The organism is Sediminicola luteus, from assembly GCF_002514735.1.
Lineage (GTDB): Bacteria > Bacteroidota > Bacteroidia > Flavobacteriales > Flavobacteriaceae > HQA918.
This window is the reverse complement of the sequence record NZ_NBWU01000001.1, coordinates 1,070,869-1,085,346: the sequence shown is the minus strand read 5'-3', so window position 1 is coordinate 1,085,346 and position 14,478 is coordinate 1,070,869. Positions and strand designations below refer to the sequence as shown.

At 36.6% G+C, this 14,478-nt stretch carries 15 protein-coding genes; all 15 read left to right on the top strand.

Annotated elements, in window-relative coordinates; translation table 11 throughout:
• The 15 genes from B7P33_RS11400 to B7P33_RS11330 all read left to right on the top strand — a co-directional run bounded on the left by B7P33_RS11400 (position 1) and on the right by B7P33_RS11330 (position 14,446).
• On the top strand, positions 1 to 1,005 hold the full coding sequence (locus B7P33_RS11400) for a hypothetical protein (protein ID WP_097442087.1): 1,005 nt from the start codon (positions 1 to 3) through the stop codon (positions 1,003 to 1,005).
• A gap of 10 nt (positions 1,006 to 1,015) precedes the next feature.
• Positions 1,016 to 2,071, top strand: a complete 1,056-nt coding sequence (gene rfbB, locus B7P33_RS11395) for a dTDP-glucose 4,6-dehydratase (protein ID WP_097442086.1) — start codon at positions 1,016 to 1,018, stop codon at positions 2,069 to 2,071.
• 7 nt (positions 2,072 to 2,078) lie between these two features.
• Positions 2,079 to 2,939 carry a glucose-1-phosphate thymidylyltransferase RfbA gene (rfbA, locus tag B7P33_RS11390; RefSeq protein ID WP_097442085.1) on the top strand — a complete coding sequence of 287 codons (861 nt, stop codon included), beginning with the start codon at positions 2,079 to 2,081 and terminating at the stop codon, positions 2,937 to 2,939.
• 1 nt (position 2,940) lies between these two features.
• Positions 2,941 to 3,489, top strand: coding sequence for a dTDP-4-dehydrorhamnose 3,5-epimerase (rfbC, locus tag B7P33_RS11385; protein ID WP_097442084.1), 549 nt, complete (start codon positions 2,941 to 2,943; stop codon positions 3,487 to 3,489).
• Complete coding sequence (rfbD, locus tag B7P33_RS11380) at positions 3,482 to 4,258, top strand: dTDP-4-dehydrorhamnose reductase (RefSeq protein WP_097442083.1); 777 nt, start codon at positions 3,482 to 3,484, stop codon at positions 4,256 to 4,258. The genes rfbC and rfbD overlap by 8 nt, the downstream gene beginning before the upstream one ends.
• Positions 4,259 to 4,377: 119 nt before the next feature.
• Positions 4,378 to 5,394, top strand: coding sequence for a UDP-N-acetylglucosamine 4,6-dehydratase (inverting) (pseB, locus tag B7P33_RS11375; protein WP_097442082.1), 1,017 nt, complete (start codon positions 4,378 to 4,380; stop codon positions 5,392 to 5,394).
• 1 nt (position 5,395) lies between these two features.
• A complete protein-coding gene (gene pseC / locus B7P33_RS11370) occupies positions 5,396 to 6,547 on the top strand; it encodes a UDP-4-amino-4,6-dideoxy-N-acetyl-beta-L-altrosamine transaminase (protein ID WP_097442081.1) in 1,152 nt (383 codons plus the stop codon).
• Positions 6,540 to 7,241, top strand: a complete 702-nt coding sequence (gene pseF, locus B7P33_RS11365; protein WP_097442080.1) for a pseudaminic acid cytidylyltransferase — start codon at positions 6,540 to 6,542, stop codon at positions 7,239 to 7,241. Before pseC ends, pseF begins: the two co-directional genes overlap by 8 nt.
• Positions 7,219 to 7,785, top strand: a complete 567-nt coding sequence (locus B7P33_RS11360) for a GNAT family N-acetyltransferase (RefSeq protein ID WP_097442079.1) — start codon at positions 7,219 to 7,221, stop codon at positions 7,783 to 7,785. Before pseF ends, B7P33_RS11360 begins: the two co-directional genes overlap by 23 nt.
• Entirely contained in the window at positions 7,782 to 8,648 is an 867-nt protein-coding gene (locus B7P33_RS11355) for a methionyl-tRNA formyltransferase (protein WP_097442078.1), read from the top strand. The genes B7P33_RS11360 and B7P33_RS11355 overlap by 4 nt, the downstream gene beginning before the upstream one ends.
• 10 nt (positions 8,649 to 8,658) lie before the next feature.
• Positions 8,659 to 9,699, top strand: a complete 1,041-nt coding sequence (gene pseI / locus B7P33_RS11350) for a pseudaminic acid synthase (RefSeq protein WP_097442077.1) — start codon at positions 8,659 to 8,661, stop codon at positions 9,697 to 9,699.
• 1 nt (position 9,700) lies between these two features.
• A complete protein-coding gene (locus B7P33_RS11345; RefSeq protein ID WP_097442076.1) occupies positions 9,701 to 11,008 on the top strand; it encodes a capsular polysaccharide export protein, LipB/KpsS family in 1,308 nt (435 codons plus the stop codon).
• The gene (locus tag B7P33_RS11340) at positions 11,008 to 12,534 is read left to right on the top strand and encodes an asparagine synthetase B family protein (protein ID WP_097442075.1); all 1,527 of its coding nucleotides are present in this window, start codon (positions 11,008 to 11,010) and stop codon (positions 12,532 to 12,534) included. Before B7P33_RS11345 ends, B7P33_RS11340 begins: the two co-directional genes overlap by 1 nt.
• Positions 12,531 to 13,265: an acyltransferase gene (locus tag B7P33_RS11335; RefSeq protein ID WP_097442074.1), complete on the top strand. Its 735-nt coding sequence runs from the start codon at positions 12,531 to 12,533 to the stop codon at positions 13,263 to 13,265. The genes B7P33_RS11340 and B7P33_RS11335 overlap by 4 nt, the downstream gene beginning before the upstream one ends.
• A gap of 179 nt (positions 13,266 to 13,444) precedes the next feature.
• Positions 13,445 to 14,446 (top strand): hypothetical protein, encoded by a 1,002-nt coding sequence (locus B7P33_RS11330; protein ID WP_141402458.1) that lies wholly within the window; start codon positions 13,445 to 13,447, stop codon positions 14,444 to 14,446.
• Positions 14,447 to 14,478: the final 32 nt, after the last annotated feature.

Below are 14,478 nucleotides of genomic sequence, written 5' to 3'. Positions count from 1 at the left end.
ATGGGAGAACAACTGCCTACCAACCCGAACCCCCAATCCGATGAAATCGATTTGGGCCAATTGTTCCAAATGATCCGCAATGGCCTGGATAAGGTCTTTATCGGTATTCTTAAGGTATTCCAATATTTCAAATCCAACTTTGTAATACTAGCCATACTGGGTATTATTGGTTTGGCCGCTGGGTATGGATTGAGCAAAATAAGTACCAAGACTAAAAAGACCGAAATCATCGTCAAACCCAATTTTGAGAGTAAAGATTACCTGTATGGGGTAGTACAGGAATTGGAAGGTAAGATTAAAGGTAAAGACGTTGACTTTTTTAATGGAATTGGGATAGATTTGGATTCGATAGGTGGATTAAAAATCGCAATTGCTCCTATGAAGCAAGAAGGGGTCGAGGCTAATTTAGAAGAACAACTAAAATATTTGGAGTATTTAGGGGACCTCAAGAATGATAGTTCCATAAAGCAAGTAATTAAGAATGAAGTACTCTCCACAAGTTATGTTAATCATAAGATTACCGTGTATTTCAAAGATTCTAAAATGGGCCAGGAAGCGGCCCATAAGATAATGGACTATATCAATGCGAATCCGCATTTTAAGGAGTTGCGCGAAATTTATATAGCCAATACCGAACAACGCATTAAAGAGAATGATATTGTCATTAAACAAATCGATGGTCTTATAGATAACTATACCAAAGCCCTAGGCAATAAGTCAAAAGAAGGAGGCGATGGTACGGTAATGTTGGGTGGGGAGCAAGGATTGAACATTCCTTCACTCTTAAGTCAAAAAAACGACTTAATACAAAACAATGCTTCCAGTAAGGTGGCCATAAGAGAACTACAAGAGACCATTAAAGTCTTTAATTTTGGTCAGCCCCAAGAGGTGGAAAAATCTTTTTTTGGACATAGTTTGGTGTTGTTGCCTACCTTGTTGATTGGCGCCTATTTCTTTTGGTCCTTATTGGCCTTTTTAAATAAGCAGGTGAAAGAGAAACTATAGCACGTACGATATGGGTACGTCTAAAAACATATTGATTACGGGAGGGGCCGGTTTTATCGGTTCCCATGTGGTTAGGTATTTGGTCAGGAAATACCCGCATTACCATATCGTAAACCTCGACGCCTTAACCTATGCGGGTAATCTCGAAAACCTTACCGATGTTGAAGGGTCTTTAAATTATACTTTTGTTAAAGGCGATATATCCGATACTAATTTACTGGATAAACTATTTGCCCAATACCAGTTTGATGGGGTTATCCACTTGGCAGCGGAATCGCACGTAGATCGTTCCATAGCCAATCCGTTAGCCTTTGTACAAACCAATATTATCGGTACCGTAAATCTTTTGAATAGCGCCAAAAAGTATTGGAAAGATACCTCTGGAAAACGATTTTATAGTATTAGTACCGATGAGGTATATGGTTCCTTGGGTGATACGGGCCTTTTTACCGAAAAAACAGCCTACGACCCTAATTCCCCTTATTCGGCCTCCAAGGCGGGTTCCGATCATTTTGTAAGGGCATATGGTGAAACTTATGGGTTACCCTATGTGATTTCCAATTGTTCCAATAATTACGGACCCAACCAATTTCCTGAAAAGTTGATCCCCCTTTTTATCAATAATATTATCCAGAACAAAACTTTGCCCGTATACGGAGATGGAAATTATACGCGCGACTGGCTCTATGTAAAGGACCATGCCCAAGCCATAGATACGATTTTCCATCATGGTAAAAATGGGGAAACCTATAATGTTGGGGGAGATAATGAGTGGAAAAACATCGATTTGGTTCGTTTGCTTTGTGAATTGATGGACAATAAGTTAGTGAGACCTGCCAAAAGTTCCCAAAAACTAATAACCTTTGTAAAAGATCGACCCGGACACGATTTACGATATGCCATAGATGCCAGTAAAATTATGGAAGAACTAAAATGGGAACCTTCGGTAACTTTTGAACAAGGCCTATCGGAAACCATGGATTGGTATCTCAAAAATACCGAATGGTTGAAGAATGTGACCTCCGGTGATTATTTAGCATATTACGAAAAGCAATACAAGTCTTAGTTTATATATGAAGGGCATAATACTTGCCGGCGGATCCGGTACACGTTTGCACCCACTTACCCTTAGTGTAAGTAAGCAATTAATGCCCATATATGACAAGCCCATGATCTACTACCCCCTTTCTACCTTGATGTGGGCCGGAATCAGGGAAATTTTAATCATATCTACCCCAAAAGACCTTCCGCTTTTTAGGGATTTATTGGGAGATGGCTCGGCTCTGGGTTGTCGTTTTGAATATGCTGTACAGGAAAATCCCAACGGATTGGCTGAGGCCTTTATCATAGGAGCCGATTTTATAGGACAAGATAAAGTGGCCCTGATTTTGGGTGATAATATTTTTTATGGAACTGGTTTGTCCGATTTGTTGCAAGCCAACAACGATCCGGAAGGAGGTGTCATTTTTGCCTATCATGTGCATGACCCCGAACGTTACGGGGTCGTTGAGTTCGATCATAATGGTAAGGCCATATCCATAGAAGAAAAACCAAAAGAGCCTAAGTCGAACTTTGCGGTACCCGGTATATATTTTTACGATAACCAGGTGGTTGAAATTGCCAATGAAACTACCCCTAGTAGTCGGGGCGAATTGGAGATTACCGACGTGAACAAAGCCTACCTACAAGCCGGAAAATTGCAAGTTAGTATTCTAGATCGGGGCACGGCTTGGTTAGATACGGGGACTTTTCAATCGCTCATGCAGGCAGCCCAATTTGTAGAGGTAATCGAGGAGCGTCAAGGACTTAAAATCGGGGCAATAGAAGGCGTGGCTTATGAAATGGGATATATAGATGCCGTACAATTGAGAAAATTGGCCAAGCCCTTGGAGAAAAGCGGTTATGGTAAAAAACTATTGGGTTTAATAGAGTAGTATGAAGGTAACGGAAACCCCTTTAAAAGGTTGCTTTGTCATTGAGCCCAAGGTTTATAAAGATGAACGTGGCTATTTCATTGAGTCGTTCCATGAAGAGCGGTTTCAAATAGAAACCGGTGTTGATGTACGTTTTGTACAAGACAATCAGTCCTATTCTAAAAAGGGGGTCATTAGGGCGCTACATTATCAAGAAGGTGAATTTGCTCAGGCCAAACTGGTTCGTATAATAAAAGGGACCGTATTGGATGTAGCCGTTGATCTCCGACTCCGCTCTAAAACTTATGGAGAACATTTCAGTGTAGAGTTGTCGGCCGAAAACGGCAAACAACTTTTTATTCCTAGAGGGTTTGCCCATGGTTTTTCAGTTATAAGTGAAGAGGCCATATGCCTGTATAAATGTGACCATTATTACAATCCAAATGCAGAGGCAGGGATTCGGTATAACGACCCTGATTTAAATATTGACTGGAAACTGGGTCACGTAACCCCCATTGTATCTGGTCGCGACGCCCAGCTACCTTTTTTAAAACAGCTTGCCCATGGATAGGATATTGGTAACAGGGGCCAAAGGGCAATTGGGATGGACCATAGGCCAGATATCCGAGTTTTATACCGACTTCGACTTTGTTTTAAAAGACACCAAAGCCTTAGATATCACACAGCCGGAAAAGGTCGATTATGTCTTGGACAATGGTCATTATACATACTGTATCAATTGTGCGGCCTATACCGATGTGGAGGGGGCAGAAAAAGACCCTAAAAAGGCCTTTGCCATTAATGCCGAAGGGGTGAGAAATTTGGCCGAAGCCTGTAAACGAAACCAAACCATACTGATCCATGTTTCGACCGACTACGTATTTGATGGTGAAAAGGAAGAAGGTTATACGGTAGACGATAAAACAAATCCGATAAATGAATACGGAAAATCCAAACTAAAAGGGGAACAGTATATCCAAGAAATTTGGGGTGACCATTATATTGTGCGCACCTCATGGTTGTACTGCCGGGTATACGGTAAGAATTTTTACCGAACCATTGCCGAAAAAGCCGGGAATGGTGAACAATTAAAAGTGGTAGACAATCAATTCGGCCGCCCTACGGATACCTTTGAACTGGCCGAACATATACTAAGCGACATTATTTTTAATAAAAAACCATTTGGTTTATACCATTTTTCGGATGGTGATGTGATGAGTTGGTATGAGTTTGCCGAAATGATTTTGAAAGAAAATGGTTTAAAAAGAGATGAATCCCTTCAAAGGGTTAAGGAATATCGTACTTTAGCTAAACGACCAATTTTTGTGAATCTGAAGTAAGAACAAAATTCATGGAATTTACAAGGACATACTTTAATTTTCTGGTTAACATAGAATACTAAAAAACTCTAAGTGATTTTTAACCTAACTATTAAATAACATTAAAAACTGTAACAATAATGCTGGATTTATCTGGAAAGTCAATTTTAATTACCGGAGGAACAGGCTCCTTAGGTAAAGCGTTAACGAAACATATATTTGCAACTTATCCCGAAATTAGAAGATTGATCATATTATCGAGGGATGAACAGAAGCAATTTCAAATGGCGCAAGAGTATCCAGTGGAAAAGTTTCCCCAAATCAGGTTTTTTATTGGAGATGTAAGGGATAAAGAAAGACTGATTCGAGCGTTTAAGGGTGTTGACTATGTTATCCATGCTGCAGCAATGAAACATGTACATTTAGCAGAATACAACCCTGAAGAATGTATTAAAACCAATATTGGTGGCGCTCAGAATGTGGTTGATGCCTGTTTACAAACAGGGGTTCAGCGTGTAGTTGCATTGTCCACTGACAAAGCTTGTGCCCCGATTAATTTGTACGGGGCGACTAAATTAACTTCAGATAAACTTTTTATTGCCGCGAACAACATTAAGGGGGATAATCCAATTAGGTTTTCCGTTGTGCGATATGGGAATGTTATGGGTTCAAATGGATCGGTGATACCGTTTTTCATAAATCGGAAAAGAGAAGGGGTTTTGCCCATTACCGATAAGAATATGACAAGATTCAATATTTCTTTGACCGGCGGTGTAGAGATGGTTATGCATGCTTTGCATCAGGCTTGGGGTGGTGAATTGTTCGTTCCGAAGATTCCTTCCTACAAAATTATGGATGTTGCAGAAGCTATTGGTCCAGAGTGTGAAAAAAGGGTAGTTGGGATAAGGCCAGGAGAAAAACTTCATGAGGAAATGATTACACCTTCGGATTCCTTTTATACTTATGATTTAGGTAAATACTATGCCATTTTACCTGCAACACATCGATGGTCATTAGATGAGTTTATTTCGGAGTTTGGCGCAACTAAGGTTTCAGAAGGTTTTAGTTACAATTCTGGGGAAAATGAAGAATGGGAGACTGTTGAAAGCCTGAGGCGATTAATTGTGGATCACGTAGACACAACATTCAAAGTTTAAAATGGCAAAACATAATATTCCATATGGCAGACAACATATCGATAAAGAAGATATTTCTGCCGTAATCGAAACCTTAACAGCCGATTTCCTCACCCAAGGGCCTAAGGTAAAGCAGTTTGAAGATGCTTTTGCAGATTATACCGGAGCCAAATATGCTGTAGCTGTATCCAATGCCACAGCAGGGTTACATTTATCTGTTTTGGCTAATGGTTTGCAGCCGGGCGAACGGGTAATTACAACCCCTATAACCTTTGCCGCCACCGCTAATTGTATACGTTATGCTGGTGGAGAAGTTTGGTTTGCCGATATTGATCCAGACACTTATTTACTGTCATTAGAGGCAACCGAAAAGCTTATAAAAAGCAAGCCCAAAGGTTTTTTTAAAGGGATAATCCCTGTAGATTTTGGTGGTTTACCTGTAAATTTAGAAGCGTTTAGAAATCTAGCGGATGAACATAATCTTTGGATTATTGAAGATGCTTGTCATGCTCCGGGAGGATATTTCGTGGACAGCAATAATGTTGACCAGAAATGTGGGAATGGGGCTTATGCCGATTTAGCGGTTTTTTCGTTCCACCCTGTCAAACATATTGCCTGTGGCGAAGGAGGAATAATTACAACCAACAACGAAAAACTTTACAAAAAATTATTGTCCCTACGAACACACGGCATTACCAAAGAAAACATGGTTGAAAATCATGGGGGTTGGTATTACGAAATGCAGGAATTAGGGTTTAATTACCGTCTAACGGACATTCAATCCGCCCTAGGTATTACCCAATTGAAAAAGAATGATGCGGGTGTTTTAAGACGTAATGAAATTGCAGATAGATATAAAAGTGCGTTTAATGGCTTATTAAAGTACCAAACTTTACCTGTAAACTGCCATAACGCCCATCATCTTTTTATTGTTGAGGTTAAGGATAGGGCCGGGCTATATGAACATTTGAGAAGCAAGGGGATTTTTGCCCAAATTCACTACATCCCGGTGCATACATTACCATACTATAGAAAAATTGGTTATGGTAATGCTGATTTGAGTATGGCGGAAGCGTATTATGGCCGTTGTATAAGTTTGCCCATGTATCCTACACTATCTGCGGAAGAACAAGATTTTGTGATTCACGAAGTTAAAGCCTATGTCAATGGCTAATTTATGTATTATACCTGCTAGGGGAGGAAGTAAGAGAATTCCCAAAAAGAATATTAAATTTTTTTTAGGTAAACCAATAATTGCTTATTCAATTGAAAAAGCATTAAAGTCTGGTCTTTTTGACAAGGTTATTGTCTCTACTGATGACAAGGAGATTATACAAGTCTCGAAAAAGTATGGCGCTGATGTTCCATTTATCCGCAGTAGGGATAATTCTAATGATTTTGCAACCACCTTGGATGTTGTAGAGGAAGTATTAAGCCAGTTTAAAATGGACAACACATTCTTTGATAAAGTTTGTTGTTTATACCCATGTAGTCCTTTACTGGAGGAGAAAAGCTTAATAAAAGCATGTAATGCCTTAGATTCCCATATAGATGCCGTAGTTCCAATTGTTCCTTTTTCTTTCCCTATTCAAAGGGCTTTTAAAATTGAAAAAGGTCTGTTGCGTTACTTTGAGCCTATTCATGAGAAGACAAGGAGTCAAGATTTAGAAAGGTCATATCACGACGCCGGGCAGTTTTATTTCTTTAAACCTGAAGCGATCTTAAAGGAACAAACTTTGGTTCCAAAAAACACGACTTATACTTTATTGGATGAAATGGAGGTTCAGGATATAGATAATCCATCAGATTGGGTACTTGCGGAAATCAAATATAAATTAAAGACGAATGGAATTTCCAACGAAGTATAAAGTTCTTGATGTCCAAAAGTTGAATAAAGGGAATTTCTCTATTGTTCCAATAAGATTCCAGGATCGTATTAACATAATGAAATGGAGGAATGAACAAATTTATCATTTAAGACAAAATGCTCCTTTGACCATCGAGGATCAGATAAATTATTTCAATAATGTTGTTGCCCACGAATTCGATGAACCATATCCTAAGCAGATATTATTTTCTTTTTTGGAAGATAACAATTGTATAGGTTATGGAGGGTTGGTACATATTAATTGGATCGATAAAAATGCTGAGATATCTTTTATCATGGAAACAGAATTAGAGAAAGATTACTTCCGACAGCATTGGCATACGTACTTAGGATTAATAGAAAAAGTGGCATTTGAGAACCTTAAATTACATAAGATTTATGTTTATGCCTTTGATCTGAGACCACATTTATATGATATTTTAAAAGACTATTCCTACTTTGAAGACGCACGATTAAAAGATCACTGTTTATTTGATGGTTCCTTTAAAGATGTTGTGATACATTCTAAAATTGCTTTGTCATGAGGATTGGATTATTGGTTAGTGGAGGTTTAGGCCTGATTCTTCTCGAGAAATTGAAGAATGAATGTCATTTGATTTTTGTATTCACCGATATAAACTCTCGTTCTATCATAGACTTTTGCAAAAGCAACAATATTGAGTGTTTTATTGGAAACCCTAGGATGGGTAAATGCGCTTCCTTCATTACTGGAAAGGAAATAGATGTTTTGGTTTCCGTAAATTACCTATTTCTAATAGAACAGGATGTAATCGAATTGCCCAAAAAATATGCCTTCAATATCCATGGATCCCTTTTACCAAAATACAGAGGTCGTACCCCCCATGTCTGGGCAATTATTAACGGAGAAGAAAACACAGGAATAACCGCCCATTTAATTGATGAGGGTTGTGATACGGGAAAAATTCTTAAACAGGTAAATATTCCAATAGAAAATGATGATACGGGCGCAAATATCTTGGAAAAGTTTGCATTTGCCTACCCAGAATTGGTAACCGATGTACTAACCCAAATAGAAAAAGGAACCATCTCACCCATTACACAGGACAATACCCTTGCCACATATTATGGAAAAAGGACTCCTGAGGATGGTTTAATTAATTGGGATTGGTGCAAAGAACGTATATATAATTGGATTCGGGCACAGGCACCACCGTATCCAGGGTCGTTTACATTTTTGGGCAAAAGCAAAATCACTTTTGTCTCCAGTAAATTCAGTAATCTAGGATTTAATTATGATTTAAGGAATGGAACTGTTTTGGCATTGGATCCGTTGACCGTTAAAACGAATAATGGAGCACTAGAACTAGAATTGGCAAACAAAGAAGATTTAAAATTATTAACACCAGCATTGGTTTTGGGGAATTAAAAAATAAGAAATGAATATAGACGGTTTTGAGATAAACGAGTTTTCGCCCTGTTTTATAATCGCAGAGTTATCTGCCAACCACAACGGGGATATTAAAGTGGCTAAAGATACTATCATAGCGGCTAAAAATGCTGGAGCAAATGCAATAAAACTTCAGACATATACTCCCGATACTATAACCATTGACTGTGATAATGAGTATTTTAGAATAGATCACGGTACTTTATGGGATGGCAAAACCTTATATGAACTTTATGGTGAGGCATATACACCCTGGGAGTGGCACAAAGAGCTTTTTGACCTTGCAAAAAAAGAGGGTCTAATATGCTTTTCTTCCCCTTTTGATAAAACTGCCGTGGACTTTCTAGAAGAGCTAGAAGTACCGGCCTACAAAATAGCTTCGTTTGAGATTCGTGATATTCCATTGATAGAGTATACAGCTTCCAAAGGAAAGCCAATTATTATTTCTACGGGTATTGCCAATGAAGATGACATTCAATTGGCTGTAGAAGCATGCAGAAGTGTAGGTAATAATGATATTGTTTTGTTAAAATGCACGTCTTCTTATCCGGCTCCATTAGAATTGGCGAACTTGAATACTATTCCCGATTTAAAAGAAAAATATAAGGTTCAGGTAGGGTTTAGTGACCATACATATGGGAGCCTAGCTCCAACTGTTGCCGTTACACTCGGAGCTAAAGTACTTGAAAAACATTTTATTTTGGACAAAGCTATTGGTGGACCGGATGCAGATTTTTCTTTGGATACGGCTGAGTTTGGTAAAATGGTTAATGATGTTAGGAATACAGAGAAGTTATTGGGTCAAGTGTCCTACGAATTGTCGGAAAAAGTAAAGAAAAACAAAAAATTTGCAAGATCACTGTTTATTGTAGAAGATGTAAATTCTGGAGATTTGGTCTCAACGGAAAATGTAAAATCCATACGGCCCGGGTATGGTATGCATCCGAAACATTTAAAAGAAATAATAGGGTTACGGTTTAAAGGAGATTATGCTAAAGGAACGCCCTTAACGATGGAAAGGATATCTTGAAATGAAGATAGTATTTATTGAGAACAGGTATAAAACTAAACTATATGAAGCGATTGCCAGAAGATTACCCTCTAGCATTGAAGTATACTGGTTAGTTCAAAACCACAGTTTTGTTCCAAAAACGAAAAATATTTATTGTATTCCTTATCCAAGTAAGAATGATCTTTCAAGAACCAGTTTGGCCGATTGCTCGTTAAACTTAATAATTCAATCCGATAGACAACAAAACTTTTTCAAGAAGAAAGGCAAGGGATACTTCCATTACTATTATAATCAAATAAAGGAATATCTAGAAGATATTATGCCTGATTTCATATTTGGGGAATCTACTGCTTTTCATGAACTCCTTACGATAGAGGTAGCGAAAAGGAGTAATTTGATATATCTTAATCCTTCAACATGTCGGTACCCAAAGGGCAGGTTTTCTTTCTATAAAAATGATTCGTTAGAACCATATAAGGGCAGTAATGAGGTATTTGATAATGAAGAGTTGAGTAATATTATTTCAGGTATATCTAGTCGCAATACTATTCCAGACTATATGAACAATACTACGGCCGCCTTGAAAATAAATCTAAAGAACAAGATAATATTAACAAGTGCTTATTTTAAGGGAGAGTCATACAATACACCGAACCCCTTCGTTAAGAAACTTATCGAACGTAGAAAACGTAAATTAATTAGGAGTTGGGACAATATAGCATGCGATCGTCTACCAGAAAATAGTTTCTTGGTTCTTTATCCAATGCAAATGCAACCAGAAGCCAATATTGATGTTTGGGGAAGGGCTTACAGAAATCAAACCGATACCATTATTCAAATTGCGAAACAACTGGGTAAGGGGCAAACCTTAATAATTAAACCTAATCCCAAATCGAAATATGAGATAAATGAAGAACTGATAGATTTTGCGTCTAAATCCGACAATATCGTGTTAATGGATCACAGTGTTGAAATGAAAGAGATTATTCAGCACATTGATTTGGTTGTAACGGTAACGGGAACCATTGCAATAGAATGTATTTTATCAAATAAGCCTGTGGTTACCCTAGTGGAAACACTTTTTAACAAATCAAAAAATTGTGTATTTCTTGATAGAATAAAAGAACTGCCTAATATAATTATGAATGTTACACAAGGAACTTTTCCTGTTAATAAAAATATTGATATGCACGCCTTTGTTTCGTTAATGACCAAATCTAGTTATCCAGGAATAATTTCAGACCCTTTAAGTGATCGTCGTTGTGTTGATTCTAATAATATTACGGATTTGGTTAATGCTTGGTTACATGTTATAGAGTATTCATAATGTTTGAAAAAACAATACAGATTGGAGAGGTAATTGTAAATATTACCATAACTGAAAAGCCATTTAAGGTTTTTGGAGACAAATATTACTTTGGTTTTCCCATCAATCTTGAGGAAAATGCAGAATATTCTTGTTTTGAAAACGAAGCAAATGACTTAAAAGGATATTGGGCAATATTTGATTTTTCCGGTAATGATTTGACGATCATCAATGATGTTTTGGGCGGTTACCGTATCTATTATCTTCAAGACGGGAACAATATTCAAATTTCGGATGATTTTAGAATTCTCACAAAAAATCATAGTCATGTAGAGGTAAACACTTTTGAAGCTTTGTACTGGAAAAAGCATGGTTATACAACTTCATGTAATACCTTATTTAAAAATCTTAATAAACTACCTCCCGCTTCAATAACAACCGTTAAAAACAGTGTTCTAGTCCATAATTTTTATTTTAAGGATCTGGAAAGGATCCCAAATAGAAATTCTCATGTACTTAAAGTAAGCCAAGATTTGCAAAGTACTTTTTCTTCCATTAAAAAAGCTAATACCCCGGTAGTTGTGTTATTTAGTGGAGGAAAGGATTCTTTTTTGTTGGTGAAGTATTTAATCGATTTCGAAATTGAGTTTACGCCCGTTTTCTTTAAAATAAATCCTATTTCTGTCTTTGGGCTACAAGATTTGGACAAGGTTAGAAAGGGAGCTGAAATTTTAAATATTGATGTTGAGGAAATACAATTAGATCTAAAGTCGATTCCGAATAAACGATTACAACAAATTGTAGGCAAACAGTTTTTTGACCGACATTTTTCACTATTGCATTACTTGGGCTATTCCGAAATACGGAAACGTTTTGGAAAAAACATAGTAGTCATTAATGGTCAAAGTTCAGACAGTATTTTTTCTTTTGGCCCATCAGAAGATAGTTTGATGAGCTATTTTAGAAGGCAGATGCTCTACAAACCAAAATCTTTTGTTGCAAGCTTAGGCTTGTTTCTTTTGCAAATGAAAGCACGAAAGTTTTTTAAAATGCCATACAGCGAAGAAGGTCGATTATTGGCACTCTTTGATGAATACAAATATTCAAGGGCTCTTGAACTATTTCCGCCTAAAAACTATTATGATTATTTATTGAAACAAATTAAAGATATAACTCTTAACTTGAGTTCCTATTACTCAAAAGAAATGTTTATTAAGATTAATTCTTTTTCACAAGGTTCAGATAATCAAGTAGTAATCAATGCCTCTAAAGAGGCCGAAGTATATACAATAATGCCATTTGCAACTCCTGCAATAATTTATGCCACAATTGAAAATAAGGATGAAAACGATGAAATTAAGGAACCCAAATATGTCGTTAACGATATTCTAGATTCTATTAATATTAACAGGGATATGCCTTCTGAAAAATTTAGAATTAATAAGAAGGATGATGACATAGAAATAGATAAGGAGGGTGTGTTTGCTAAGAAAATGGAGCAGTATTTTACAGATTATTTCATGGAGGTATTTAAATATAAACTATGAAACGTTCTTTTGTTTTTATTATTTGTCTAATACCAATCAACACGATAAAAATTTTTCTTCTCAGGTTGTTAGGGTGTAAGGTTCACAAAAAGGCTAAAATAGGCCTCTCTATTATATTTGTTGGGGAATTGAATTTAGCGGAATACTCTTCAATTGGGTCATTTAACTTGATAATGGTAGACAAATTATCCATGGAAAAGAATACCAGTATAAAAAAGCTTAATTTTATTAGAGGGCCATTTGATTTGATTTTACAATCCTGCTCAGGTATTTCTTCCCAGAATAAAATAAGGAGGGCAATCCCACCAGTCACTTATGGTAAAGCTAGTTTAATTTTAGGGATTAATTCTTTTATAGTTTCAAACCATTTCATTGACCTTACCAGGAGTGTAACGATTGGTTGTCATTCCATAATCGCAGGAATTAGAACTCAAATATGGACCCACGGCTATTATCATGAAAGTACAGGGAAAGGACGTATAAGAATTGATGGCCCTGTGCGTATAGGGGACAATGTCTATGTTGGTTCTTCTTGCATTTTCAATCCAGGTGTTTCCGTTTCAGATAATATACATATCGGAGCTGGATCTACAATTTCGAAAAACCTGAGTGAGCCGGGTATGTATGTCGGTCAATCATTACGTTTTATAAATAACTCAATAGAAAAAATTAGGGCAAAACTAAACAAAATTCAATGCGAAGGACTAATTGAAGAAGTCTATAGTAAATGACCAAAGTCTTGTTGTCAAAAAATCATATTTCATTTAGCGATTTCTTAAGGGGGGCAAGTATGTTTTTCTTAATATGCTCCTTTTACTTTTATTTGATTATCGAGCAATTCACGCCCTTTTCTAATGTAAGGGTTCCATTATTGTTTTTTTCATACTTTTTATTCGGAATAAAAATATTCTTGACCAGAAAGATTAATATTAATACGCTCATATTTAGCTATTTGTGTTTTTCCCTGGTTTTACTTCTACTGTCCAATGTACATTGGTTAAACCGTTTTGACATTAATGTTTATTTAAGTCCACTAACAGCCATTATGGTAATTGATGGCAGAAGGTTTTTCAATAAATTATTTGTTATTCTAATTTGGTTGACCTGCGCCTTGGCCTTATACGAATTTATAAGTAAGTCATATATTTTTATAGTATATAGAGAAACAGTTTTTGGGTTCCAAGCACTAGATGAAAAACTGTTTGGAGGTGTTGCGGGTATTTTCAGATCCAAGGTCTTTTTTGAAGGTCCATTGGCTCTATCCCAGTTTTGTATGGGGGCGAGTTTGTTCTATCGAAAACATATTAAAATATTGATTCCGATATTTTTGACCGCAATATTCGCAAACGGACGATTAGGTATTTTGGTTTGCGGTATTATTATTTTTGCCTATTTGTATCAGCGATACAATATCGCTACCTTAATAAAAAGGCCATGGGTAATGATTTTAGTAACTTTTGCGGTCCTAGGATTTATGATATCTGGGATATTACTTCTAGATGCGGCCTCTATAGAAAGGTTTAAAGAAGTATTTGATACTCATAACGCTGGTAATAATGCCCGTATAGAGTATTGGATAAACGGGATAAGCACTTATTTCAACTATGATTTAAACCATCTCGTTTTTGGTAATAATGGTTATTTTCTTCAAGTTTATAAAAATAATGCCGAAAATGGATGGATAACTTTGCTTCTAAATAATGGTATTGTTGGTTTTATATATTACCTATTCCCTATCCTTTTGTTGTTTGCAAGGAATTTCCTGAGATTAAACTCAGATTTTATATTTGTTGTTATTCTTCTGTTTTGCATGTTCGTTCAAACATTTCATTTGGGGGCTTCCGCTAATCTTTTCTATTGGTTAATAATATATTCATTGTATAGACCATATGCCTTTGAATCGAAAAAATAACGTTTCCTTACTTTTTGCCCTATTCATTTGTT